Origin of the sequence: Klenkia terrae (assembly GCF_900491935.1) — a bacterium.
In the GTDB taxonomy this organism is placed as follows: domain Bacteria; phylum Actinomycetota; class Actinomycetes; order Mycobacteriales; family Geodermatophilaceae; genus Klenkia; species Klenkia terrae.
Window position 1 is genome coordinate 719,959 of the sequence record NZ_UEXK01000004.1, and the last position, 24,382, is coordinate 744,340.

Annotated in this window: 19 protein-coding genes; 3 read left to right on the forward strand and 16 right to left on the reverse strand. The window is 71.8% G+C overall.

Annotation, left to right across the window (positions count from 1 at the left end):
- Positions 1 to 15 precede the first annotated feature (15 nt).
- The 3 genes from LFA75_RS03755 to LFA75_RS03765 all read right to left on the reverse strand — a co-directional run bounded on the left by LFA75_RS03755 (position 16) and on the right by LFA75_RS03765 (position 3,994).
- On the reverse strand, positions 16 to 2,313 hold the full coding sequence (locus LFA75_RS03755) for a heterodisulfide reductase-related iron-sulfur binding cluster (RefSeq protein WP_097196989.1): 2,298 nt from the start codon (positions 2,311 to 2,313) through the stop codon (positions 16 to 18).
- A 390-nt stretch (positions 2,314 to 2,703) separates the two neighbouring features.
- Positions 2,704 to 3,138 carry a MarR family transcriptional regulator gene (locus LFA75_RS03760; protein WP_217991698.1) on the reverse strand — a complete coding sequence of 145 codons (435 nt, stop codon included), beginning with the start codon at positions 3,136 to 3,138 and terminating at the stop codon, positions 2,704 to 2,706.
- A 151-nt stretch (positions 3,139 to 3,289) separates the two neighbouring features.
- The gene (locus LFA75_RS03765) at positions 3,290 to 3,994 is read right to left on the reverse strand and encodes a TetR/AcrR family transcriptional regulator (RefSeq protein ID WP_167758200.1); all 705 of its coding nucleotides are present in this window, start codon (positions 3,992 to 3,994) and stop codon (positions 3,290 to 3,292) included.
- Between the two features lie 215 nt (positions 3,995 to 4,209).
- On the opposite strand from LFA75_RS03765, the gene LFA75_RS03770 reads away from it, so the two are divergent.
- Both LFA75_RS03770 and LFA75_RS03775 read left to right on the forward strand, forming a co-directional pair.
- On the forward strand, positions 4,210 to 6,507 hold the full coding sequence (locus LFA75_RS03770) for an MMPL family transporter (RefSeq protein WP_225232377.1): 2,298 nt from the start codon (positions 4,210 to 4,212) through the stop codon (positions 6,505 to 6,507).
- A gap of 79 nt (positions 6,508 to 6,586) precedes the next feature.
- Entirely contained in the window at positions 6,587 to 6,988 is a 402-nt protein-coding gene (locus tag LFA75_RS03775) for a hypothetical protein (RefSeq protein ID WP_097196985.1), read from the forward strand.
- A gap of 110 nt (positions 6,989 to 7,098) precedes the next feature.
- On the opposite strand, the gene LFA75_RS03780 is transcribed toward LFA75_RS03775, so the two are convergent.
- From LFA75_RS03780 to LFA75_RS03795, 4 genes are all read right to left on the reverse strand, one after another.
- A complete protein-coding gene (locus LFA75_RS03780; RefSeq protein WP_097196984.1) occupies positions 7,099 to 7,827 on the reverse strand; it encodes a dienelactone hydrolase family protein in 729 nt (242 codons plus the stop codon).
- Between the two features lie 58 nt (positions 7,828 to 7,885).
- Entirely contained in the window at positions 7,886 to 8,935 is a 1,050-nt protein-coding gene (locus LFA75_RS03785; protein WP_225232378.1) for a BtrH N-terminal domain-containing protein, read from the reverse strand.
- Positions 8,936 to 8,970: 35 nt separating this feature from the next.
- A complete protein-coding gene (locus LFA75_RS03790) occupies positions 8,971 to 9,321 on the reverse strand; it encodes a PaaI family thioesterase (protein ID WP_225232379.1) in 351 nt (116 codons plus the stop codon).
- Between the two features lie 357 nt (positions 9,322 to 9,678).
- The gene (locus tag LFA75_RS03795) at positions 9,679 to 11,226 is read right to left on the reverse strand and encodes an acyl-CoA synthetase (protein ID WP_097196981.1); all 1,548 of its coding nucleotides are present in this window, start codon (positions 11,224 to 11,226) and stop codon (positions 9,679 to 9,681) included.
- 119 nt (positions 11,227 to 11,345) lie between these two features.
- On the opposite strand from LFA75_RS03795, the gene LFA75_RS03800 reads away from it, so the two are divergent.
- A complete protein-coding gene (locus tag LFA75_RS03800) occupies positions 11,346 to 12,002 on the forward strand; it encodes a TetR/AcrR family transcriptional regulator (protein ID WP_167758201.1) in 657 nt (218 codons plus the stop codon).
- A 45-nt stretch (positions 12,003 to 12,047) separates the two neighbouring features.
- Here LFA75_RS03800 and LFA75_RS03805 read toward each other — a convergent pair whose 3' ends face one another.
- From LFA75_RS03805 to LFA75_RS03845, 9 genes are read right to left on the reverse strand one after another with little or no spacing between them, the layout of a single operon-like run.
- A complete protein-coding gene (locus LFA75_RS03805; protein WP_209305940.1) occupies positions 12,048 to 13,112 on the reverse strand; it encodes an MBL fold metallo-hydrolase in 1,065 nt (354 codons plus the stop codon).
- Positions 13,109 to 14,278, reverse strand: a complete 1,170-nt coding sequence (locus LFA75_RS03810) for an acyl-CoA dehydrogenase family protein (protein WP_097196979.1) — start codon at positions 14,276 to 14,278, stop codon at positions 13,109 to 13,111. The genes LFA75_RS03805 and LFA75_RS03810 overlap by 4 nt, the downstream gene beginning before the upstream one ends.
- Positions 14,275 to 15,069 carry an enoyl-CoA hydratase-related protein gene (locus tag LFA75_RS03815; protein ID WP_097196978.1) on the reverse strand — a complete coding sequence of 265 codons (795 nt, stop codon included), beginning with the start codon at positions 15,067 to 15,069 and terminating at the stop codon, positions 14,275 to 14,277. Before LFA75_RS03815 ends, LFA75_RS03810 begins: the two co-directional genes overlap by 4 nt.
- Positions 15,062 to 16,660 (reverse strand): AMP-binding protein, encoded by a 1,599-nt coding sequence (locus LFA75_RS03820; RefSeq protein WP_097196977.1) that lies wholly within the window; start codon positions 16,658 to 16,660, stop codon positions 15,062 to 15,064. Before LFA75_RS03820 ends, LFA75_RS03815 begins: the two co-directional genes overlap by 8 nt.
- Positions 16,650 to 18,695, reverse strand: coding sequence for an ATP-binding protein (locus tag LFA75_RS03825; RefSeq protein ID WP_225232380.1), 2,046 nt, complete (start codon positions 18,693 to 18,695; stop codon positions 16,650 to 16,652). The genes LFA75_RS03820 and LFA75_RS03825 overlap by 11 nt, the downstream gene beginning before the upstream one ends.
- Complete coding sequence (locus LFA75_RS03830; protein ID WP_097196976.1) at positions 18,692 to 20,272, reverse strand: acyl-CoA carboxylase subunit beta; 1,581 nt, start codon at positions 20,270 to 20,272, stop codon at positions 18,692 to 18,694. Before LFA75_RS03830 ends, LFA75_RS03825 begins: the two co-directional genes overlap by 4 nt.
- Positions 20,269 to 22,071, reverse strand: coding sequence for an acyclic terpene utilization AtuA family protein (locus LFA75_RS03835; RefSeq protein WP_225232381.1), 1,803 nt, complete (start codon positions 22,069 to 22,071; stop codon positions 20,269 to 20,271). The genes LFA75_RS03830 and LFA75_RS03835 overlap by 4 nt, the downstream gene beginning before the upstream one ends.
- Entirely contained in the window at positions 22,068 to 22,868 is an 801-nt protein-coding gene (locus tag LFA75_RS03840; RefSeq protein ID WP_097196974.1) for a TIGR03084 family metal-binding protein, read from the reverse strand. Before LFA75_RS03840 ends, LFA75_RS03835 begins: the two co-directional genes overlap by 4 nt.
- On the reverse strand, positions 22,865 to 24,010 hold the full coding sequence (locus tag LFA75_RS03845) for an acyl-CoA dehydrogenase family protein (protein WP_097196973.1): 1,146 nt from the start codon (positions 24,008 to 24,010) through the stop codon (positions 22,865 to 22,867). Before LFA75_RS03845 ends, LFA75_RS03840 begins: the two co-directional genes overlap by 4 nt.
- Between the last annotated feature and the right edge of the window lie 372 nt (positions 24,011 to 24,382).

A 24,382-nucleotide genomic window follows, 5' to 3' on the forward strand; every position in this document is an offset into this window, starting at 1 on the left:
CGTCGGCGTCCTGGATCATGCCTGACCGTGCTCCGTGTTCGCGGAGTCCAGGCCGACGACGTCGTCGGCCTTCGTGCCGACGTCGGCGCCGGACTCGGCACCCGGTGCCGCGACACCCGCCGGCGTCATCGAGCGGAGCAGGATCTGGCTGACGTCGAGGACCTCGACGTGCTCGCCGGCCTCGCCGTTCTGCTTCTTCGACGTCAACGCGTCGGAGAGCATCGTGATGCAGAACGGGCACGCGGTGGAGATCACGTCCGGGTCGAGCTCGAGGGCCTCCTCGGTGCGCTCCATGTTGATCCGCTTGCCGATCTTCTCCTCCATCCACATGCGCGCGCCGCCGGCGCCGCAGCAGAAACCGCGGTCCTTGCAGCGGTGCATCTCCTGGGTGGAGAGGCCCTGGACGGAGTCGAGGATCTCGCGCGGCGGTGTGTAGACCTTGTTGTGCCGGCCGAGGAAGCACGGGTCGTGGTAGGTCACCTTGCGGTCGACCGGCGTGACCGGCGTGAGCCGGCCCTCCTCGACGAGCTGACCGAGCAGCTGGGTGTGGTGCACCACCTCGTAGTGGCCCTCGAGCTGCGGGTACTCCTTGCCGAGGGAGTTGAAGCAGTGCGGGCAGGTGGCGACGATCTTGCGCATGCCCGGCACGCGGCCCTCGAAGACGCCGTCGAGGGTCTCCACGTTCTGCTGGGCGAGCATCTGGAAGAGGAACTCGTTGCCCATGCGGCGGGCCGGGTCGCCCGAGCAGCTCTCCCCGTTGCCGAGGACGGCGAACTCGACGCCGGCCATGTGCAGCAGCTCGGCCACGGCCTTGGTGGTCTTCTTGGCGCGGTCGTCGATCGCGCCGGCGCAGCCCACCCAGAACAGGTACTCGATGTCGTAGTCGAGCGGCCCGTCGGCCACCTTGACCTCGAAGTCGAGCTCCTTGAGCCAGTCCTCGCGGACGTTGCCGCCCATGCCCCACGGGTTTCCGCGGTTCTCCAGGTTCTTCATCATCACGCCGGCCTCCGAGGGGAAGCTCGACTCGATCAGCACCTGGTAGCGGCGCATGTCCATGATGTGGTCGACGTGCTCGATGTCGACCGGGCACTGCTCGACGCAGGCGCCGCAACTGGTGCAGCTCCACAGGACGTCGGGGTCGATGACCCCGCCCTCCTCGAGGGTGCCGACCAGCGGCCGGTGCGCCTGGGCGTCGTTGGTGCCCTCGATGCGGGCGTACCCGGACGCCCAGGCCTGCTCGTCGCTGGGCTTGAGGACGTCGTAGTCGGGAGCGGTCTCGCTCGCGGTCTTCTCGCCGAGCAGGTAGGGGGCCTTCGCGTAGAGGTGATCGCGAAGATCCATGATCACCATCTTGGGGCTGAGCGGCTTGCCGGTGTTCCAGGCCGGGCACTGGCTCTGGCAGCGCCCGCACTCGGTGCAGGTGGTGAAGTCGAGCATCCCCTTCCAGGTGAAGTCCTCGATCTTCCCGCGGCCGAAGATGTCGTCCTCGCCCGGATCCTCGAAGTCGATCGGCTTGCCGCCGCTGGTCATCGGCTGCAGGGGGCCGAGCGCGACCGTGCCGTCGTCGTTGCGCTTGAAGTAGATGTTGAAGAAGGCGCTGAACCGGTGCCAGGCGACGCCCATGTTCAGGATCCGGCTGATCACGACCAGCCAGACCAGGCTCGCCACGATCTTGACGAACGCGACGACCGTGAGCAGGTCGGGATTGTCGGGCAGCACCGTGGCCAGGGCGCCGGAGATCGGGTGCGACCAGGCGGGGGCGTCGGTCAGGTCGGAGGAGACCTTCAGCGCCCGGATCAGCAGGATGGAGATCCCGATGGTGAGGATGACTGCCTCGACGAAGTAGCCGCGGCCCTCGTTGGTGCCGGCGAAGCGGCTCTTCCGGCCCTGCCGGCGCGGGTGGTCCTTCTGGCGCCGGTAGATCAGGTACAGGATCCCGAGGATCGTGCCGGTGCCGATGACCTCGGCGAACAGGTTCCAGACCCCCCACTCGCCGATCAGCGGCACGTGGAACGCCGGGTCCCACACCTCGCCGAACGCCTCGACCAGCGTCAGGACGAGACCGTAGAACCCCATGAAGACGAACCAGTGCGCGACGCCGATTGTCGACCACTTGAGCATGCGGGTGTGGCCGAGCGACTCGATCGCCAAGGTCTTGAGCCGGTCCTTGACCGGGCCGAAGCGGGTGCCGTCGGGCTGGCCGATGCGGATGATCCGCACCATCGCCCGCACCGCGCGGTAGGCCATCACCGAGGCCACGATCAGGAAAAGGACGCTGATCGTGCCCAGGACAATCTGCAGAGGGCCCGTCATTCTCTTCCTCCCCGTACGCCTGGCGGCGTCGATCGACTCCCGTCCGTCACGCGAGGGACGGGTTTGCTCCGGTAAGCGCGCCGCGTGCGACAGCGGAAGGCGAGAGGCGGGGCACGTGTAGGGACGCCCTCCGCACTACTTGTGCGCGATAGCGGCCGGAGGTTAGACGACTGGTCGGTAACTCGGTGGCGGCGCCGCGCGTCCAGGGGCTGTCTGCGGAGCGGCTTCCCCCTTGTGACGACTCCCGAGGGCGCGAGGTCGAAGTCTGCGATGAAGGCCGCGCACAGTTGCCGATACCGCTGCACAATCTCCGGGCCGGATTCGGTCGTGCCGCCGTCGAGAGCGGGCGGGACGTGCCCGGACACGCACCCGAGGCTCCAGGCGCGGTCATCAAGACGACCTCTCCCAGCGAGCTATCGCGCGGGATGCGCTGGCGCGCAAGTACGACAGGAAGTCCCGTGCTTCCAGAAGTCGGTCTCGGTCGTCCCGGGGGGCGAGTTCACGGAAGCCGGCCTCCAGAGCTTCCTCGAGCCTCTCCAGCAGGACGAGGCGACTGGCGAGATAGCGCGGAAGGGGATTCGGCCGGCCCAGCCGGTAGTACCCACTTCGCACACCGGGCTCGCGATCCCGTTGCAAGAGTCCCAGACGGACCAGTTCCTGCACGGCGCCGCTGATCGCAGCCGCGCTGCTGCCGATCCCCTCGGCGAGATCTCGGGCGGTGAGGCGATCCCGACCGTCGGCGAGGGCGTAGGCCAGCACGCGCGAGGCCGTCGTGGACAGACCCAGACGATGCAACTCAGCGGTCAGTCGCTGATGCACCCGCACGGAGTCACGCCCCGCGTCGAGGTCGGCGGGGTGGGGCAGTCCCTCGGTCCGCGGGGACGTCGCCCCCCGCGGTCCCCGGTCCGGACCCGTGTCACCGGGCGAAGCGGCCATCACGACCCCGGGGCGTCGGGTGGGGGGTCGCTGGCATCGATCACCCGAACTCACCTGGCTGAACATGGATGCCCTCACGAGGGCTGCTCTCAGGATGGCGTGACGAACTTGCGATCCGGATCGCCGTGAAGCCGCTGCGCATGCCTTCCACGACATCCTTCTCGTCGAGCGGAGGCAGCGGCTCGGCCTGGTCGGGTCTCATCGCGTCGAAGACCAGGGACACGTACCGGCGCCGGTCCGCCGGCGAGGCCGGGGGCGTGGACAGACCGACGACGAGGATGCTGAGCACACGCGGGATGTCGTAGGGCTGGAGGTCCGCACGGATCTCGTTGGCCTCCTGCGCATGCCGCAGCAGGACGGCGAAAGGCTCCAGGAACTCCCTCAGCATGTCGTCGGTCAGCACCGCGAAGTTCGCCGACGAGGCGATCAATCCGCGCTCCCGGTCGAGCAGCTCCAGCAGCCGCTCGACGATTAGCAGGAACGACTTCCGGGCACTGCCTTGCGCGCACGAGTGCCGGAGGAGCGGCAGGAGCTCATCTCGCATGATCGACCGGTACACGGCCCGGGTCAGGCTCTCCCGGCTCGAGAAGTGGCGGTACAGCGTGGCGACCCCGACACCGGCTTCGCCGGCGATCTCCTCCAGCGACCCCTGGCCACCGGAGGCGAAGACCTTTCGGGCAGCCGCGATCAACCGCTCACTGTTGGCCAGGGCGTCGCGCCGCCGACCTCTTGTCGCCGATGTCATCGCAGCACTCCTCTCACGCCGACTCGGGGCGGCCCCCGTGGTGCCGCCACAAGCCCCCCTCCGCGTCCCGAGCTGACCGCGCTTACGATAGCTTCCTATCACTTCCATTCCGCGGGGCCCGCATGGGCGCTGTGACGCACTGACCGGCTCTGGGGGCTGCGGTGTCGACTTTGCTGTACCGGGTGGGGCGCTGGACCTATCGGCACCCGTTCCGCGTGATCGGGGTGTGGGCGGCGCTCCTCGTCGCGCTCGTCGGCGCGCTGGTCCTCAACCCGCCGAAACTCAGCACAGAGTTCCGGATCGACGGGACGCCGGCGCAGGAAGTGATCGACGAACTGGCCCGCGAACTGCCAGAGGTGTCCGGCGGCCAGGGGTCGCTGGTGTTCCAGGCGCCGGCCGGCGACCGACTGGACTCCGAGCTGTTGGGACCGGTGCTCGCCGAGGCGGTGCAAGGGGTCTACTCGGTTGAGGAGGTCGTCGATCCGGCCGACCTGATGCAGTCGCAGCAGCAGCCGGGCGCGGCCCCGGCCACCCCGCCGAGGAGCACCCCGGAGACACCGGGGAACGCGCCCAGCGCCCCGCCGGGCACGCTGGTCGTCGGGGGCCAGCCGGTGCTGGGAGTGACTGTGTCCGAGGACGGCCGGGTGGCACTGTTCCAGTTCCAGTTCGACGACCAGATCTTCGAGCTCCCTCAAGGCACCGTCGCGGACACCGTCGCGGCGGCGGAGGCCCCGGCGGAAGAGGCCGGTGTGGCCGTGCTGCCGGGCGCCACCCTGCAGGAGATACCCGAGATCATCGGCGTCGGGGAGATCGTCGGACTCGCCGTGGCCGCCCTCGTCCTCGTCGTCACGCTGGGCTCCGTGGTCGCCGCTGGGCTGCCGCTGCTGACCGCCCTGGCCGGGGTCGGCGCGGGCATCGGCGGCGCCTTCGCGCTGGCCCACCTGTTCGAGCTGAACTCCCTGTCGGTCGTCCTGGCCCTGATGCTGGGGCTGGCAGTGGGCATCGACTACGCGCTGTTCATCGTCAACCGGCAGCGCTGGCTGATCCTGACCCGCGGCCTGGACGCCGGGGAAGCCACGGGCCGCGCCGTGGGCACCGCCGGCAGCGCCGTGTTCTTCGCCGGCACGACGGTCGTCATCGCTCTCACCGCGCTGCTGGTCGTGGGCATCTCCCTGCTGACGGTCATGGCGCTCATCGCCGCCGCGACCGTCGCCATCGCCGTCCTGGTCGCCCTGACCCTGCTCCCGGCCCTGCTGGGTCTCGTGAAGGAGCGCATCTGCTCACCCCGCGCCCGGGCACGCCAGGCGGGACACCGCGACCGCTCCCGCAACCCGGCGCGACGCTGGGTCGGCCTGGTGGTGCGATACCGGTGGGCGGCCGTCGTCCTGGTCACGGCAGTCGCCGCGCTGCTCGCCCTGCCGCTGTCCAGCATGCGGCTCGGGATGCCCTCGGCCGAGAGCTACGGCAGCGGCACCCCGCAGCGTGAGGGATACGACCTGGTCGCCGAGGGCTTCGGCGAGGGCTTCAACGGGCCGCTGGTCGTGGCGGCCCGGACGGCCGAGCCCGGCACGCCGATCGAGCCGCCCGCCCTGCAGGAACTGGTGGCCGACCTGAGCGCGCTCGACGGCGTCCAGAGCGCCATGCCGGCCGGCCTCAGCCAGGACGGCACCATCGCGGTACTGCAGGTCGTCCCCACCACCGGCCCGACCGACGAGGCGACCGAGGACCTGGTCGCCGAGATCCGCGACCGCTCCGCGCAGTACGGGGACGACCTGGGGATCACCCTCGGCGTCACCGGCCTGACCGCCATCGGCATCGACATGTCCCAGCGACTGTCCGAGGTGCTGCCGATCTACCTGGCGGTGGTCCTCGGCCTGTCGCTGATCGTCCTGCTGCTGGTCTTCCGGTCCATCCTGGTCCCGGTCAAGGCGACCCTCGGCTTCCTGCTCAGCATCCTCGCGACGTTCGGGGCCACGACCGCCGTCTTCCAGTGGGGGTGGCTCAATCAGGTCTTCGGGCTCGACAGCACCACCGTGGTGATGAGCGTGATCCCGATCATCGCCACCGGCGTGCTCTACGGGCTGGCCATGGACTACCAGATCTTCCTGGTCTCCTCCATCCGCGAGTCCCACGTCCACGGCCACCACGGGACCGACAGCGTCACCGACGGATTCACCCAGGCCAGCCGGGTGGTGGTCGCCGCGGCGATCATCATGACCGCGGTCTTCGGCGGGTTCATCTTCAACGCCGACCCGATGGTCAAGCAGGTCGGCTTCGCGCTCGCCGTCGGCATCTTGATCGACGCGTTCCTGATCCGGCTCACCCTCGTGCCGGCTGTGATGGCCATGTTCGGCGACCGGGCCTGGTGGCTGCCCGCGTGGCTCGACCGGCTCCTCCCCGACCTCGACGTCGAGGGTGACAAGCTCGTCCAGCGGCTCAACGGCGAGCACGGCGACGTGCCCGAAGCCGCCGAGCCACCCGGCCGGGAACCGGCGTCGGCCCCAGCCGGGTGACGTGCCGATGATCGGAGGGCACCCGGCGAGGCAGCTCACCCGGCCGGGGAACCGACGCCTCGCGCGGTGGGGACGGCGGTTGATCGCCGGATCCGTCGTCGCGTCGGCCACCCTGCCCTGGCTGGCCGACTGGAACCACAGCCACACCTTCGGGCCCGAGTACGGCCCGCACGCCCGGTGGCACGGAACCTCCGAGGTCGTCGGCGCAACCGCGGAGGGACTCCTCGCCCTGTGGCTGCTCCGCGCCGCCGAGGAGCACCGCCCCGACGAACGCCTGCTCACCGCCGCAGCGCTGCTGCCCATCGCCCGCTGGGCGCCGTTCAACCTCACCCTGCTGGTGCCCGGGACCTCCCCCTACGACCAGCACCGCATCCCGCAACGGGTGCTGGGCATGCCGGCCGCCCTGCTGAGCCAGGACCTCATCGCCGCCACCGCCGCCGCCGGCCTGATCCTCCGCCGCCTCGCCCGCGAACGGGCGTAGGGCGCCCGGACCACCCCGGCGGCGCGCCGGGGGCGGCCGCTCGATAGGCAGGCCACCACTTCTGAGGTGCTTGTCCTGCACGGGCGGCGCGGAGTCGACAGCGAGCGCCTTCAGTCGGCGGTCGGGTCCCCGTCGTGGAGGTGGCGCGCGAAGAAGCCGAATACCCGCCGCCAGGCATCCTCCGCGGACGGATGGTGGTAACCGAAGCCCACCACCCGTTCGAGGACGGCGAGCGGCCCGGTGTTGTGCCGGTTCATGAAGGAGTGGCCGGCGTCGGGATACTCCTTGACGTCGTGGTCGACCGCGAGGCTGGTCAGGGCACCGTTCAGTCGCTGGGCCGCACCCGGCAGCGTCCTGTCGCGGCCCCCGTAGCTGGCGACGACGGGGCAGGCCCCCTGCAGCACCCGCTCGAGATCCTGCGGTGTCTGCCCGTAGTTCGGAGCAGAGGCGTGGAACCCGCGAGTCGCCGCGACCAGGGCGAAGCCGCCCCCCATGCAGAAGCCGACGATCCCCACTGTGCCGGTGCAGTCGGGTCGCCGTACGAGCCAGGAGCGCGCGGCCTCAAGATCATCGAAAGCCGCGCCTTCGCGACGGCCCAGCGCCCGGAACGTCGACCGGAGGCAGCGAACGGGTCCTCCGGCTGTGAACAGGTCGGGCGCCAGCGCCAGGTAGCCTCCGACAGCCAGCCGATCCGCCTGCTGGCGGGTGTCGTCGGTGAGACCGAAGGCCTCGTGCACCACCACGACGGCGGGCCACGGCCCCGTGCCGACCGGCGGGACGGCGAGGTACGCCCGCAACTGGGGGGCGCTCGCGGCCCCGTCGATCGTCGTGTCCGGCATCAGGACCCCCCGTGTCGTGTGCTCATCTGTGAACTGTCGGGCTGCGTGTGGGCCGGCGTCACGAGGAGACGCGTAGTTCCTCGGCAGCCAGCGCGAGCAGGTCGGCGGCCTCCTCCTCCAGGGCGGGCAGTCGAGCGGCCGCCTCGGCGGCTGCGGCGACCCGGTCCGGCAGCGGAACGTCGGCGGTCGCGGCACGAGCCAACCGGCTCCACGCCTCGGCACACCTGTCGTAGGCCAGGCCCGCCCGTGCGCTGGCCGAGCTTCCCGTCCGCCACGCCACGTCGTGGCAGGCAGCCACCTGGAGCCGGCGGAAGAGCCCACCGCCCGTGCCGGCCTTCTCGACGAACACCGGGAGGGCGGCCAGCGCGGCTTCCAGGGTCACGGTGTCCCACACCTGCGGCCACGAGGCCAGGTCGTCGGCGAACTCCCGGATCCCGGCGAGCCCCAACGCGCTGATCGAGCCCGGCGGCAGGTCGGAGGAGTCCACGATCCCCGGACCGCCGTGTCGGATCCCGGCCGCCGCGGCGGCGAACGCCTCGGCGGCGGCTGACCTCAGATCCGGGAGCCGCTCGGGCCAGTCGACAGCGAACGTGGCGTGACGCGTCGGCGCCGGGAATCCGGTCGAGCGGCGCGCACGGGCCAGCGCTGCGTACGGCACCTCTTGGACGGCCTCGCGGTCGTTGTCCACGACGTAGGCGATCTGCCGCTCGTCGTCGTAGCCGATCACCACGACGTTGTGCCGGCTCATCTGCAGCCGCACGCGCAAATAGGGCAGTTCGGCGATGTCCGCCCAGACCATGACCGGCCGGCCGGCGGTCAGTTCGTCACGGACCCAGCGCCATCCCAGCGCCGCGTCATCGGTCCGCCGCAGCTCCACCTGCGCACCCAGGCGTCGCAGCAGGTCGACCTCCATGTCCCCGCCCCGGCCGACGAGGTAGATCGGCGGCGCCAGACCCGGCACCCGCAGATAGGAGAAGTCCAGCCCCGGCTCTTTTACACCTCCGACCCTGGCCACGAGACCCCCTGTGGTNAGCACGTCCCCTCCCCAGTCGAGCCCCGCCCAGTCCAGCAGGTCGCGGAGTGCTCCGGACCCGCAGTGCCCGGCCATGCGATCGGGATAGCTCTCCAGCAACCGTCGCCCGCTCACGGCGCCACAGGCGCCGCGTCTCCACCGCCACGGGCGAAGTGCTCCAGGCCGACGACGAGGAAGAGTGCGGACGCCTCGACCACGGCCGCTCCCCCCTCGTCGGTGCCCTGCGCCCGGACGAACAGCTTGCGCCCTTCCCGACGCTGCACACCTGCCTCCAGCAGGTAGGGGGTCCCGAGCAGGACCGGCGACCGGTACCCGACCTCCAGGTGACGGGTGACCGCGGGCTCCCCGATCAGGTACAGCAGGAAGCCGAACAGGTCGTCCAGCACCGTCGCCACCGCGCCACCGTGTGCGATGCCCGGCGCGCCGACGTGCCGCTCGTCGAAGACGTGCCGCGCCCGCACGGCGTCCCTCTCCCGCCAGACCTGCAGGTGATGCCCGTGCGGGTTCTCCGGGCCGCAGCCCAGGCAACGAGCATGGTGCGGCGGCAGGGGCCCGGCATGGTCCTGACGGGCAAAGCCCTCCGACCAGTCCCCGATCACGGAATCCACGTCATCACCCCTGCCTCCTGTCGCGCACCAGCTCGCCTGCGGCCCTCATGACTGCACACTGCCCGCCGCCGGCAGTGGCCGGAGGGAGCAGAACTCCGACGCCGGGAACGAACCGGAAGTGGAGGGTGAGTTGCCCCATCACGGGTGATCGACCGTGACGTCATTCCTGCCCCTCGCCGTTCCGCCGACCCCGCGTGCCGTCGGCCACTGTCAGCGGAGTACCGCGTGCTCTCCTCCGCCGTGCTGCTGCCGTAGCACCGTCTTGAGCACCTTGCCGGTGGCGTTGCGCGGTAACTCGGGGACGAACTCCACGCGGGTGGGGCACTTGAAGTGGGCGAGCCGCTCCCGCGCGTAGGCGATCAGTTCCTCGGCCGTCGTCCCGGCGCCGTCCTGGAGCGCGACCACGGCCACCGGGGTCTCACCCCAACGGTCGTCGGGGACCCCGACGACCGCTACCTCACGGATCGCGTCGTGTCGGTAGAGGACCTGCTCGACCTCGATCGGATACACGTTCTCGCCACCGCTGATGATCATGTCCTTCTTGCGGTCGACCAGCGTGATGAAGCCCTCGGCATCCATGCGGCCCAGGTCGCCGGTGTGGAACCACCCGCCGCGGAACGCCTCGGCCGTGGCCTCCGGTAGACCCCAGTAGCCGGCGAACACGTTCGGGCCGCGCAGGACCAGCTCCCCGACCTCATCGGCGGGCTGGTTTCTGTCCGTGTCATCGACGATGCGTGCCTGGACGTGGAAGACCGCCCGGCCGATGGAGCCTGCCTTCTCCTTGACGTGGTCGGCGTCCAGGACCGACACGAGCGGAGCGGTCTCGGTCATCCCGAAGCCCTCCTGGAAGGGCAGGCCTTTGCCCTGGAAGAAGTCGATGACCGGCAGCGGGCACGGCGCTCCCCCTGAGACGGCGAGTTCCAGCGACGACAGGTCGTAGCCGTCGAAGCCGGGCACCGACATGAGCGCCGCCCACATCGCCGGCACCATGAACTGCACGGTGGCCCGCTCCCGGGACATCACCTCCAGAGTCCGGATCGGGTCGAAGGACGGCAGCACGACATTGGTTCCACCGACGTACAGCAGCGGCAGGGTGTGGACCCCCAGTCCGCCGATGTGGAACATCGGTGCCACTGTCACGGTGACGTCACTTTCCCGCAGGCCCCGACCGAAGGAGAGGCTGTTCACGACGTTCCACAGGTGGTTGTCGTGGGTGAGCATCGCGCCCTTGGGACGCCCGGTGGTCCCCGACGTGTACATCAGGCACGACAGGTCCCGCCGGTCGACGTCGCTGTCCACGGGCCGGGGCTCACCGCCGGCCAGCACCTGCTCGTAGTCGAACTCCCCGTCCTCGACCTCGCCGCCGACCAGCAGGCGGGACCGTATCCGGACGCCGTCACCAGTGAGGGCTGCGCGCGCCACGGGTGCGAGAGGCGCGGAGTACACGAAGGTGTCGGCCCCCGAATCGGCCAGGAGGTAGGAGACCTCGGGCGGCGCGAGTCGCACGTTCATCGGCACGAACACCGCCCCCAACTTCGCCGTGGCGAGCATCGTCTCGAGGAACGCGACGCTGTTCAGGAGCAGCCCGGCGACGCGGTCACCCCGGCGCACCCCCAGTGCGCGCAGCGCCCGCGCCAGTTGGTCGGTCCGCCCGTCGAGGTCGGCATAGGTCAGCCGTCGCTCACCCTGGACCAGCGCGACCCGGTCCCCGGAGAGGAACGCCCTCGTGGCGACCCAGCTGCCGATCCCCTTGTCCATGTGCCGTCCTTCCCGAGAGCCCCACGGTCCGGTGACCTGAGTCACGGCCAGCTTGGCCAGACTTGACGGTTCCGTCAAGATGAGGTTCCACTCGCGACCGCCGGATGAAGGGACGAGGCATGACGTCGGCAGGACCGGCATCCCCTCCAGCCACCGCGCGTGGCCGTCGCACCCGGTCCGCGCTGCTGGCGGCCGGAAGGGAGCTGTTCGAGGAGTGCGGCTTCTCGGCCGTCGGTATCGACGCGGTGGCGCAGCGCGCCGGGGTCTCCCATGGCACGTTCTACACGTGGTTCGACTCCAAGGAGATGTTGCTCCGCGAGATCATCTCCGAGGTCGCCGCGGACATCTTCTCCGCGACCTCGATCGGTAGTCGCCTGCCGGCGGACGCGGCGTATGCGCGGATCGAGGCGGCGAACCGGTCCTTCCTGCGTGCGGTCACCCGGCACTCCCGCATCCTGCGGGTGCTGGACTCGCTGGCGGACACACGGGAGGACTTCCTCCGGCTGCGGCTGGAGATCCGGGAGTCGTTCGTCCAACGAGGGATGGAGGGCCTGATCCGGCTGCAGGAGCTGGGGCTCGCCGATCCGCAGCTGCCGCCGCGGGCGACGGCCAGCGCTCTGGGCGCGATGGTGGAGTCCTTCGCCCACCTGTGGCAGGACCCGGTGGAGGGGCTGGACGAGGCGGCGGCAGTCGACGTCCTCACCCGGTTGTGGGCCGGGGCGATCGGTCTGGCGCCGCGAGCGTGGCCCGGCGGCGGCCGGGCGGGGGCGGGCTGACCGGACGGCCACGGGCCGAGATGGCGTGGATGGGTGGCCGGCGAGTCAGTGCTGCACCCAGCGCCACGGCGTCTCGCGGCTGCGCCGCACCCGTCCTCTGCTCTCCAGGAGGACCAGGTGCGCCAGGGTCTCGGCGACAGCCGCTCTGCGCATGAAGCCCGAGATCTGGTCCCAGGGCCGCGACCAGGTCAGCGCTGCGGTCAGTTCCCACGTCGTGGGCGCCGTCGCCGCGGCAGCGCGGACCTCCTCCAGCCGCGCGTCGTGGTGTGCCACGAGCGCCGACACGCGCGCCGCGAGGCCGGCGAAGCGGTACTCGTGCGCGGGCAGCACCTCGCGCACGTCCGAGTCCAGCGCTCCCACACGCGCCAGCGAGTCGATGAAGTCGGCCAGCGGGTTGCCGGGCGACTGAGCGTGCACCCCGATGTTGGGCGTGATGCGGGGCAGGACGTGGTCGCCGGAGAAGAGAAGGCGACGACGGTTCTCGTGGAAGCAGAGGTGGCCGGGCGAATGGCCGGGGGTGTGCACGGCACGCAGATCCCATCCCGCCAGTGGCAGCCGGTCGCCGTCGCGGATCAGGCGGTCGGGTTCGGCCTGGCGGACGTAGTCGGTGATCGCCAGCGAGGCGCCGGCCAGGACCCCGAGCTCGTCCTCGGGCACGCCGCAGTTCCGCAGCAGCGCGGCCATGTCGTCGAGCAGGTCGGTGATGCCGGCCCCGTACCGAGCGGGCAGCAGCGCGGCGTCGTCGGGATGCAGTCCCACCCAGGCACCGGACGCCTCGCGGACGCGGCCGGCCAGGCCGTAGTGGTCGGGATGGATGTGCGTCACCATCACGCCGCGGACGTCGCCCATCGCGTGCCCCGCGGTAGCGAGCCCGTGGGTCAGGGCCTGCCAGGCGTCGTCGGTGTCCCATCCGGCGTCGATCAGGGCCAGGCCGTCGTCCAGTTCGAGGGCGTAGACCAGCACATAGCGCAGCGGGCTGTCCGGGATGGGGACGGGAATGGACCACAGCCCCTGCTGGACCATCTCGACCGGGGGCAGGACCTTCTCGGCCCAGGCCCGTTCCTGTTCGGTACCGGTGACCCGCAGCGGGCGGGCGGGCTCCGAGGTCACAGGCCCATCCGCTTGCTGATGACCTCGTTCATGATCTCGTTCGTCCCGCCGCCGATGCCGAGGATCCGCGCGTCGCGGTAGTGGCGCTCCACCTCCGACTCCCGCATGTAGCCCATGCCGCCGAAGATCTGCACCGCCTCATCCACCACGAAGTCGCAGGCGTAGACGGCTGTGTTCTTCGCCATCGACACCTCGGTGACGACGTCCTCGCCGGCCAGGTACCGCTGCGTGACCGCCCGCGTGTAGCAGCGGGCCACGTCGACCTGACGGGCCATCTCGGCGAACTTGTGCCGGATCACCTGGCGGGAGGACAGCGGCCGCCCGAAGGTCTCCCGGTCCCGCGCCCACGCGAGCGCCAGATCCAGGGCGCGAGCTGCGGTCGCGTAGGCCTGGACGGCCAGGCCGATCCGCTCGCTCTGGAACTGCTGCATGATCTGCACGAACCCGGAGTTCTCCGCGCCGACCAGGTTCGCGGCCGGCACCCGCACGTCGGTGAAGGCCAGCTCGGCGGTGTCGCTGCACCGCCAGCCCATCTTGTCCAGCCGCCGGGACACTGTGAACCCCGGCGTGTCCGTGTCGATGACCAGCAGTGAGACTCCACCGTGACCGGGTCCGCCGGTGCGCACGGCGGTGGTCACGAAGTCAGCGCGGACGCCGCTGGTGATGAACGTCTTGGCGCCGTTGACCACGTATTCGTCGCCCTCGCGCACCGCGCGGGTGCGCAGATTCGCGACGTCGGAGCCTCCGCCCGGCTCCGTGACCCCCAGAGAGCCGATGAGCTCGCCGGCGAGCGTCGGCCGGACGTAGCGGTCGACCAGGTCCGGGCTGCCGTGCGCGGCGATGTGCGGAACGGCGATGCCATGGGTGAACAGGGAGGCGCAGACGCCGGTGGAGCCGCCGCCTTGCAGGATCTCCTCGGTGATGATGGCCGAGTCGATGGGGTCGCCGCCGCTGCCGCCCACCTCCTCGGCGAACCCGACGCCGAGGAGCCCGACGTCGGCCGCCTTCCGGTGCAGCTCCCGCGGCAGCTCACCGGCCAGTTCCCACTCCTCCATGTGCGGTGCGATCTCGCGGGACACGAAGTCGCGGGCCAGCCGCCGCAACGCCACCCGCTCAAGCGTGCTCCACGGGTCCCCCACGGGCGCGAGGACATCGGTCTCGGTCATGCGGCTCCTCCTCCGGTCGGTGCTCCCGCCGGTGACACCCAGGCGGGCAGGCGCTTGTCCAGCAGCGCGGCGATGCCCTCCCGCGCTTCGGCCGAGAGGAACCGCTCGGCGGAGACCTCGGCCATCCGGCGGAGGTCCTCCTGCAAGTCAGCGCCCGGGATGTCCCGCAGCAGCTGCTTGGTGATGTCCAGCGCCTCGGGGGCTCCCCGGCTCAGCTGCCCGACCAGCGCGTCGACTGTCTCGTCCAGCTCGTCGTCGGCCACCGCACGGTCCAGCAGGCCGGCCTCCCGGGCACGCACCCCGTCGAACTGCTCGCCGGTGAGGAACAGCTCGCGCGCGGCGCGGCGGTCCATCCGGCGCAGGACTGGCACGGCGATGATGGCCGGGGCCACGCCGATGCGGACCTCGCTGAACCCGAACGTCGCGCCCGCGAGACCCACCGCGAGGTCGCAGGCTGCGACCAGGCCCAGCCCGCCGGCGCGCGCGGCCCCGTTGACCCGCGCCACCACCGGCTTGGGTCCCTCCATGATCAGCGTGAGGACCTCCGGCAGGTTGACCACCGGCCGCACGCCCGTCCGCTCCTCCTTGAGGTCCGCGCCGGAGCAGAACACCGGCCCGGCCCCGGTGAGGACGAGGACGCGCACGGCGGGCTGGCCCATCGTCTGCCGCAGCGCGGAATGCAGCTGCTCGAGGAGCGCGGCTGACAGCGCGTTGCGGTTGTGCGGCGAGTCCAGGGTGACCACCGCGGCGGGCCCACGGTGGTCGACGTGGACCAGCTCCTGATCAGCCACGGAACCGCGCTCGCAGCTCGTGCTTCTGGATCTTGCCCGTCGCCGTCTTGGGCAGGCCGGCGAGGACCTCGATCCGCTTCGGGACCTGGAAGCCGGCCAGGTGCTCGCGGCAGAACGCGGTCAGCCGCTGCGCGAGGTCGGCGGGGTCGGCGGCGCGGTCGGCGGCGACGACGACAGCTGTCACAGCCTCGCCCCACTGGTCGTCGGGCACCCCGATGACAGCGGCCTCGGTGATCTCCGGGAAGCTCAGCAGCACCCGCTCGACCTCCACGGAGGAGACGTTCTCCCCGCCGGTCTTCACCATGTCCTTCACCCGGTCGGTGAACCAGACGACAGCCTCCTCGTCGAGGTGGCCCACGTCGCCGCTGTGGAACCAGCCGTGGGCGAAGGCCGCGGTGTTCGCCGCCGGGTTGTTCCAGTAGCCGCTCATCGCGTGCGGACCCCGGTAGACGATCTCCCCTGTCTCGCCCCGGGGAAGCAGGTCCCCGGCCGGTCCCATGATCCGGGTGTCGACAGTCACCACCGCCGGGCCCCACGAGCCGCTCTTCGTGTCCTGGTGAGCGGGCCACTGGAGCACCGTGGCCGGCACGCACTCGGTCTGCCCCGAGCCCAGCAGCACGTCGGCGCCGGGGAACGCGGCGGCGATCTGGCCGATCCGCTCCTGCGGCATCGGGGCCATGGCGTACATGCAGAGCCGGACCGAGGACAGGTCCCGCTCGTCCAGCCCGGGGGTGGCGAGCACCGCGGCCCACATCATGGGGAGGAGGAGCAGGTGCGTGGCGCGGCGGCTCTCCACGACGTCCAGGTAGGACCGGGGCTCGAAACCACCGGGCAGGATCGCCGTTCCGCCGGTCAGCAGCACGGGCAGCAGCAGCGTGTCCAGCGCGGTGGTGTGGAACAGCGGGAGCACGATCGGGGCCACGGAGAACTCGTGCCCGTGCCGGTGACCCACCTGCAGCGCATTGCTCAGTGCCGCCACGTGGACGGCCAGGTGGCTGGTCAGCACGCCCTTGGGCCGGGCCGTCGTGCCGGAGGTGTAGAGGCAGTGCAGGGTGTCGCGGTCCTCCACCACCACCTGCAGCGGGGTGGGGTCCGCGGCCACGTCGTCCCAGCGCAGCACCGGGCGACCGGCCACCGAGGCCGGCGCCTCCCCGGTGACCACCACTGTGGTGACCTGCGGCAGGTCGGGCAGCACCTGCTCGAGGATCGGGACGAACGCGGGATCGGCGACCACCGCCCGCGCGCCCGAGTCGCCCAGGATCCACGCCACGTCGTCGGCGGGCAGCATCAGGTTGACCGGCAGGGCGACCAGCCCGGCCTTGGCGCAGCCGAAGAACGTGGCCACGAACCGCCACGAATTCCCCAGCAGGAAGGCCACTGGCTGCTGGCGCTGCAGACCGGCGTCGAGCAGCCCGCGCCCGAATGCCTCGGCGGCGGCGTCGAGCCCTGCGTAGCTGATCTCCTCGGCGCCGTCGGCGACGGCGGTCCGATCGGGGAACTGGAATGCCGAGCGGGTGAGCATGTCCCCCACCGACAGGCGGGTGGCCAGATTCAGCTGGAGGGGATCGATCCCGGACAGGTCAGGACGCATCAGGTTCTCCTCGGTCGGGCGCGGGTTGGTCCTCCACCACGGCGAGCACGGCGCCGGTCTCCACCTGCTGGCCGACGGTGACGTGCAGTGCGGTGACCACGCCTGCCGTGGGGGCGGTCACCGGGTGTTCCATCTTCATCGCCTCGAGCACCAGCAACGGCTGCCCCGCCGTCACCCGGTCGCCCTCGGCGACGGCGACCCGGGTCACCGAGCCCGGCATGGCGGCGGTCAGCGACCCGGGCGGGATGGCGGCACTGGGGTCGGGGAAGCGCGGCAGCTCGACAAGCGCGGTGGACCCACCCGGCTCGTCGACGTAGCAGCTGTCGCCGGCCACGTGCACCTCGAAGGCGGAGCGCAGGCCGCCGGCCTCCAGCTCGATCAGCACCCTGCCCGGCGCCAGCACCTCGGCGCCCAGCAGCGTCGCCTCCACGGGGGTGCCGTCCACGTCGGCAGCCAGGCCGCCTCTATCGAGGCGGTACCGCACGGTCCCGGCGTCGAAGACAGTGGTCTGCGCCTGCGTCGGGTTGTTGCGCCACCCCGACGGCAGGCCGGCGAGCACCGGCGCGGTGGCCCGCCGCAGCGCCGCCCCCGCGAGGGCGGCCGCGAGCGCGTGCAGTCGCAGCCGTTCGGCGTCCACCAGGGGTGCGGCCAGCACGTCCAGGCCGTGCCGGTCCAGGAAGCCGGTGTCGGTCTCACCGGCGAGGAACGCCCCGCTGCGCAGCACCCGCACGAGCAGGTCACGGTTGGTGGTCAGCCCGTGCAGCCTGGCGCGTTCGAGCGCGCCGGCCAGGGCCAGCGCGGCCGAGGTCCGGTCCGGCGCCCAGGCGATGACCTTGGCCAGCATCGGGTCGTAGTGCACGCCCACCTCGCTGCCGGGGGCGACACCGCTGTCCAGCCGGATGCCCGGCCCGTGGGGCAGCCGGAACTCGGCGTCGGCGGGGACGTGGAGGTCCTCGAGCCGCCCCGACTGGGGCAACCAGTCCCGGGCCGGGTCCTCGGCGTAGAGGCGGACCTCGATCGCCGCCCCGTTCAGGGGAGGCCGCAGCGCCGAGTCGGGCAGCGGCCGGCCAGCGGCGACGTCGAACTGCAACCGGACCAGGTCCAGGCCGGTGACCGCCTCGGTGACCGGGTGCTCCACCTGCAGGCGGGTGTTGACCTCGAGGAAGTAGAAGTCGCCCTCATCGTCGAGCAGGAACTCCACGGTGCCGGCGCCGAGGTAGTCGATGGACCTGGCCGCGGCGACAGCGGCGGCCTGCAGCCGCTCCCGCAGCTCGGGGCCGACCGCCGGGGACGGCGCCTCCTCGACCACCTTCTGGTGGCGCCGCTGGATGGAGCACTCCCGCTCGAACAGCGCCACCGTCGTGCCGTGGCTGTCGCCGAAGACCTGGACCTCGACGTGCCGGGGCCGCTCGAGCAACCGCTCCAGGAAGACAGTGCCGTCGCCGAAGGCCGAGGCAGCCTCTCGGCGGGCACCCTCTACCGCCTCGGCCAGCTCCCCGGGACGGCGGACCTCCCGCATGCCGCGGCCGCCGCCGCCGAAGGACGCCTTGACCAGCAGCGGGTAGCCGACGTCGGCGGCGGCCTTTTCCAGTTCCGATCCGGACAGCCCGGTGGCGTCCACGCTGGGCAGGGTGGGCACCTCGGCCTCCTGCATGCGGGCCTTGGCGGCCAGCTTGCTGCCCATGGCGTCGATGGCCTCGGCGCTCGGGCCCACGAAGACCAGCCCCGCCGCCTGCACGGCGCGGGCGAAGTCGGCGTTCTCGGAGAGGAAGCCGTAGCCGGGGTGCACGCAGTCAGCGCCGGCCCGCAGCGCGGCCGCCACGATGGAATCGATGCGCAGGTAGGTCTCCGCCGGGGTGTTGCCCGGCAGCCGGACCGCGATGTCCGCGTCGGCCACGAACGGCGCGGACGCGTCGGCGTCGGAGTACACGGCCACCGTGCGCATCCCCATGGCCCGCGCGGTGGCGAACACGCGACGGGCGATCTCCCCGCGGTTGGCCACCAGGACGCTCGTCAGGTTCCGGGGAGCGGTCACAGCCTGAACACCCCCCATCCGTCGTGCAGACCTCGGACAGGGGCGTTGTGGATCGCCGACAGCGCCAGCCCGAGGACGGTCCTGGTGTCGCGCGGATCGATGATCCCGTCGTCGTAGACCCGGCCCGAGAGGAACAGCGCCAGCGACTCCGCCTCGATCTGCTGCTCCACGGCGGCCCGCATCGCCGCGGCGGCCTCCTCGTCGTAGTCGCGCCCGCGGGCCTGTGCGCTGGCCCGGCCCACGATGTCCAGCACGCCCGCGAGCTGCGCCGCCCCCATGACGGCGCTCTTCGCGTTGGGCCAGGTGAACAGGAAGCGGGGGTCGTAGGCCCGGCCGCACATGCCGTAGTTGCCGGCGCCGTAGGAGGCCCCGATGTTGACCGTGATGTGCGGGACGGCGCTGTTGGAGACGGCGTTGATCATCTGCGAGCCCGCCTTGATGATGCCGTCCTGCTCGTACTCGGTGCCGACCATGTAGCCGGTGGTGTTCTGCAGGAACAGCAGCGGGGTGTCGGTCTGGTTGGCCAGCTGGATGAACTGGGCGGCCTTCTCGGCGTCCTGCCGGAAGAGGACCCCGCGGGCGTTGGCCAGCACGCCGATCGGATAGCCGTGGATGCTCGCCCAGCCGGTGACCAGGGAGGTGCCGTAGAGCGGCTTGTGCTCGTCGAAGCGGCTGCCGTCGACGATCCGGGCGAGCACGTCGCGGGGGTCCAGCGGCTGCCGGAGGTCGGCCGGGGCGAGGTCGAGCAGTTCCTCGGGGTCGTGCAGCGGCGGGTCGGCCGGCCGGGAGGGGCCTAGTCCGCGCTTGCGCCAGTTGAGATTGCGCACGATCTGCCGGCCGATCCGGATGGCGTCGACCTCGTCGACGGCGAGGTGGTCGGCGCTGCCGGAGACCCGGGCGTGCATCGAGGCCCCGCCGAGGGACTCCTCGTCGGCCTCCTCGCCGGTGGCCATCTTCACCAGCGGCGGTCCGGCCAGGAACACCTTGCTGCGACCGTCGATCATCACCACGTGGTCGCTCATCCCCGGCACGTAGGCGCCGCCGGCGGTGCTGTTGCCGAAGACCAGGGAGACGGTCGGGATGCCCTGGGCGGAGAGCCGGGTGAGGTTGCGGAAGCCGCGGCCGCCGGGGATGAAGATCTCCGACTGGGTCGGCAGGTCGGCGCCGCCGGACTCCACCAGGCTGAGGAACGGCAGCCGGTTGGTCTCGGCGATGTCGTGCGCCCGCCCCGCCTTGCGCAGCGTGTACGGGTTCGAGGTGCCGCCCCGCACAGTCGGGTCGTTGGCGGAGATGATCACCTCCACGCCCTCGACGACGCCGATGCCGGTGACCTGGCTGGCGCCCACCGGGAAGTCGGTGCCCCAGGCGGCGTACGGGGACAGCTCCAGGAACGGGCTGTCCCGGTCCAGCAGGAGTTCGATGCGTTCGCGGACCGTCAGCTTGCCGCGCTTGCGGTGCCGGGCCAGGGCGCTCTCGCTGCCCCCCAGGTTGGCCAGGGCGCGCTGCTCGTCGAGTTCCGCGAGGCGCTCGAGCAGCGCGGCACGGTTCTCCGCGGCGCGCTCGGCGAGGATGGTCACACTCGTCCTTCCGGGAACAGGGACACCGGGACGTCGACCACGCGGGAGCGCAGCCACTCCCCCACGGCCTTGGCCTGGGGGTCGAAGCGGGTGCCGGCGGCGACGCCCTCGCCGAGCAGGCCGTGGATCTGGAACAGCACCGCCCGCAGCCCGGGCAGCAGCTCCCGGGTCAGCGGCAGGCCGGCCGCCTCGGGCAGCAGCTCGCGCAGCCGCTCCTCGGTGAGGAAGGCGGCCAGCCAGGCGTAGCCCTGGTCGTTCCGGGCGTACACGCCGAGGGTGGCCGCCCCTCCCTTGTCACCGCTCCGGGCGCCGACCACCCGGCCGAGTGGGACGCGGCGGGTGGGGCCGCCCGGCGACGGCCCACCGCCGGCCACCAGTTCCGCGGGCTCGTCGTCCTGGGCGCCGGCCGGCCGCGACCGCGCCGAGGGAACTGTCTCCGCGCCGCCGTCGGGCAGGCCCACCAGCTGGTCGACGTCCTCGGCCGGCACCCAGGCTGGCGCGTACACGCCGTAGGCCGACGGGCTGGGCGGGGCGGTGGTGGCGAAGAAGCCGGGGATGCTCGCCAGGCCCAGCTCGATGAGGGGCACTGTGAACGCCTTGCCCACCTTTTCCCGGTCCGGGTCCTTCACCGTCACGTGCAGCAGGGCGCTCGCCTCCTCCTCGGAGCCGGCGTCCGGGGAGTCCGTGCGCGCCAGGGTCACGACGGCCTCTGCCACCCCCTCCAGCGCCGGAGCCAGCTGCCGGCGCAGCAGCTCCGCCTTGCGGTCGCCGCCCAGCCCCGCCAGCGGCAGGGTCATGGAGTTGCGGAAGCCGCCGAGACGGTTCGTCGCCACCTTCAGCCACCCCCCTGGCGGGAGCCCGCGGGCCCCGGTGATCTCGACCCGGTCACGCCCCAGCTGCCGAAGCTCTAGCTGGTCGAACCTGGTGATGACGTCCGGCCCGCCGTAGCGGCTGCCGGTGCACTCGTAGAGCAGCTGCTCTGTGACGGTTCCGACGGTGACAGCTCCCCCGGTGCCGGGGTGCTTGGTGATCACGGAGGTCCCGTCGGCGGCGATCTCGGCGAGCGGGAAACCGATGCGGTCCAGGCAGCCGGGGTCGGCGTCGAGCAGCTCGGCGAAAAAGCTGAAGTTGCCGCCGGTGGCCTGCGCGCCGCACTCGAGCACGTGCCCGGCGACGGTCGCCCCGGCGAGCGCGTCGAGGTCACCGGGGCCCCAACCGTGGTGCCAGGCCGCCGGGCCGACGACCACGCTGGCGTCGGTGACACGACCTGTGACGACGACGTCGGCGCCGGCCTCCAGCGCCCGTACGATGCCCCAGCAGCCGAGGTAGGCGTTCGCGGTGAGCGTGTCGGGGAACTCCCCGGCCCCCGCGGCCCCGTCACCGTCCGCCGGTGGCCGCTCACCGGCCCGCAGGCGGCCGGCGGAGCTCAGCTCGACGAGCCGGGGCAGCAGGTCGTCACCGCTGACAGTGGCCACCCGGACCTCGACCCCGAGCCGCGTGCCGAGTTCACGTACCGCGTCGGCCAGCCCTCGCGGGTTCAGCCCGCCGGCGTTGCTGACGATCCGAACCCCCCGGCTGAGTGCGTCGCCGAGGCAGTCCTCGAGCTGGGTGAGGAACGAGCGCGCGTACCCGGCGGCCGCGTCGCCGGCACGCTGCCGGCCGAGGATGAGCATGGTGAGCTCGGCCAGGTAGTCGCCGGTCAGGACGTCGACGTCGCCGCCGTCGAGCATCTCCCGCATTGCGGAGAGGCGGTCGCCGTAGAAACCGGAGACGTTGGCCACCCGCAGCGGCGCGCTCATCGCAGCGGCTCCCGCCCGGCTCCGGGGGGGCCGGCGAAGGCCTGCGCGATCCGGGCCCATTCCTGCGCCGCCGCCCCCCGCACTGTCAGCGCCAGGTCGTCGCGATGCCGGCGCTGGGTGACCAGCAGGCAGAAGTCCAGCGCCGGGCCGCTGATCACGTCCGCCGCCTCGGGCGGGCCCCAGGTCCAGCTCTGGCCGTCCGGCCCGGTCAGCTCGAGCCGCACCGGCGCTTCGGGCATGGTCGCGCCGCGGGCCGCGTAGGAGAACGGGCGCGCCCGGTAGCCGATCTCGGCGACCTCGCGCAGCCCGGAGGTGGCCGGACGCTGCTGCCCGAGCGCGTCGACGACATCCTGCCCGTGGGCCCAGGTCTCCATCAACCGGGCGGTGACGAACGAGGCGGGGCTCATGGGCGGGCCGAACCACGGGACGCGCATCCCGGGCTCGGCGACCCGCAGTGCTGCGGCCAGCTCGGCACGTCCCGTGCGCCAGCGGTCCAGGACCTCGGCCGGCTCCAGGTCCCGGCCTTCCAGCGTGCGCTGCTCGACGTAGTCGCCGCCGTCCGCGGTCACTCGCTGCACCAGCGCGGTGAAGGCATCCGGACCGGTGACCGCCAGCCGGGCGTCGGCGTCGAAGAAGGCCAGGTGGTTGATGGTGTCCCGGATGTCCCAGCCGACCGCGGGGGTAGGAGCACGCCAGGCGGCTGCCTCCAGCGGGGCGACCCGCGCGTCGAGGTCGGCGCACTCGGCCTCGAGGTTGCCGACGAGCTGCTCCAGCAGCGCGCTGCCGGTCGCCGTCATGCCGTGAACCCGTCCATCCGCGCCAGCACCTGGAGCATCACCTCGTCGGCGCCGCCGCCGATGGAGGCCAATCGGGTGTCGCGGAAGAACCGGGAGGTCCAGGTCTCCTCCATGTAGCCCATGCCGCCGTGGAACTGGATGGAGGTATCGGCGACCTCGCGCAGCAGGCGGCCGGCTGTCAGCTTGGCGACTGTCGCCTGCCGGGTGACGTCCTCCCCGGCCAGGTACGCCTCCGCGCAGGCGTAGTTGTGCGACTGCAGCAGGTCCACCTGCGCGGACAGCTCGGCCAGCCGGAAGGCCAGGTACTGGCTGGCCATGAGCGGCCCGCCGAACGCCTGCCGCTGCTTGAGGTAGTCGCGGGTGCGCTCGAGGGCGTGCCGGCAGCTGGTCACCGCGCCGTAGGCGACGAACATGCGTTCCACCACGAACTGCGCCATCTGCTGCTGGAAGCCGCGCCCGACCTGGCCGATCGTGTTGGACACCGGGACCCGGACGTCGTCGAAGAAGAGCTCGGCGGTGTCGGAGGACCGGTTGCCGAGCTTGTCGAGCGTCCGCGAGACGGAGAAGCCGGGCGTGTTCGTCTCCACGATGATCTGGGACATGCCGCGGTGGCCGCCCTCGTCGGAGGTGCGGGCGAGCAGACACAGCCAGTCGGCCTGGGTGCCGTTTGTGATGTAGAGCTTGCTGCCGTTGATCACCCAGTCGTCGCCGTCGCGCACGGCTCGGGTGCGCAACCCGGCCACGTCGGAGCCGGCGGCCGGCTCGGTCACCGCGATGGAGCAGACCGCAGTGCCACGGATGGCCGGCTCCAGGTAGCGGCGCTTGAGCTCGTCGCTGCCGAACTCGTGCAGCGACGGCGTGGCCATCATCGTCTGGACGCCGATGGCCATCGGGATCCCCGCGCACCCGGAGCGGTGCAGCTCCTCGACGAGGATGACCGAGTACATGTGGTCGGCCCCCTGCCCGCCGTACTCGGGGTCGTACTCCAGGCCCAGCAGGCCCAGCTCGCCGAGTTTCGGGAAGAGCTCGTGCGCCGGGAAGATGCCGGCGCGCTCCCACTCGTCGACGTGCGGGGCGATCTCCTTCTCGACGACGTCCCGGACCAATGCCCGGAAGGCGCGGTGCTCGTCGGTGAAGCGCACGGAGGCTCCTGCGGGTCATGGGCGCTGGCCACGGAGACAAACTTGACGACCCCGTCAGGTTAGCCATCTGGCGATGTGGCGCACAACACCCCGGGTCGGCTTTCTGGCGGGCCCGCCCCCTTTGGCGGCGCGGCTTCGTCGAACGGTTCAGCGACCGGCCGCTCCCGATCATCGGAGCCACCTTCCTGACCACCGGCGCTGGTCGGCTCCGGGCGATCACCCGTGGGTGGGTGACCCGCTGGATCCTGGCCCCGACCTTCCCGCTCGTCATCGCCCGGCGGCAGCGCCCAGCGGGGGCTCTGGAGTCATGGCAGGTCTGGCGAACGTGGGACGGAGCGGCGGAGGAGCTCATGCCCGAGCGGGCGGTCGAGG

What these genes read in the sequence shown, in the direction of transcription:
- LFA75_RS03800 (WP_167758201.1), top strand. Translation starts at nt 11,346, where the DNA reads ATGACGTCGGCAGGACCGGCATCCCCTCCAGCCACCGCGCGTGGCCGT.
- LFA75_RS03810 (WP_097196979.1), bottom strand. Translation starts at nt 14,278, where the DNA reads ATGACCGAGACCGATGTCCTCGCGCCCGTGGGGGACCCGTGGAGCACG.
- LFA75_RS03820 (WP_097196977.1), bottom strand. Translation starts at nt 16,660, where the DNA reads ATGCGTCCTGACCTGTCCGGGATCGATCCCCTCCAGCTGAATCTGGCC.
- LFA75_RS03795 (WP_097196981.1), bottom strand. Translation starts at nt 11,226, where the DNA reads ATGGACAAGGGGATCGGCAGCTGGGTCGCCACGAGGGCGTTCCTCTCC.
- LFA75_RS03765 (WP_167758200.1), bottom strand. Translation starts at nt 3,994, where the DNA reads ATGACATCGGCGACAAGAGGTCGGCGGCGCGACGCCCTGGCCAACAGT.
- LFA75_RS03755 (WP_097196989.1), bottom strand. Translation starts at nt 2,313, where the DNA reads ATGACGGGCCCTCTGCAGATTGTCCTGGGCACGATCAGCGTCCTTTTC.
- LFA75_RS03835 (WP_225232381.1), bottom strand. Translation starts at nt 22,071, where the DNA reads ATGAGCGCGCCGCTGCGGGTGGCCAACGTCTCCGGTTTCTACGGCGAC.
- LFA75_RS03840 (WP_097196974.1), bottom strand. Translation starts at nt 22,868, where the DNA reads ATGACGGCGACCGGCAGCGCGCTGCTGGAGCAGCTCGTCGGCAACCTC.
- LFA75_RS03780 (WP_097196984.1), bottom strand. Translation starts at nt 7,827, where the DNA reads ATGCCGGACACGACGATCGACGGGGCCGCGAGCGCCCCCCAGTTGCGG.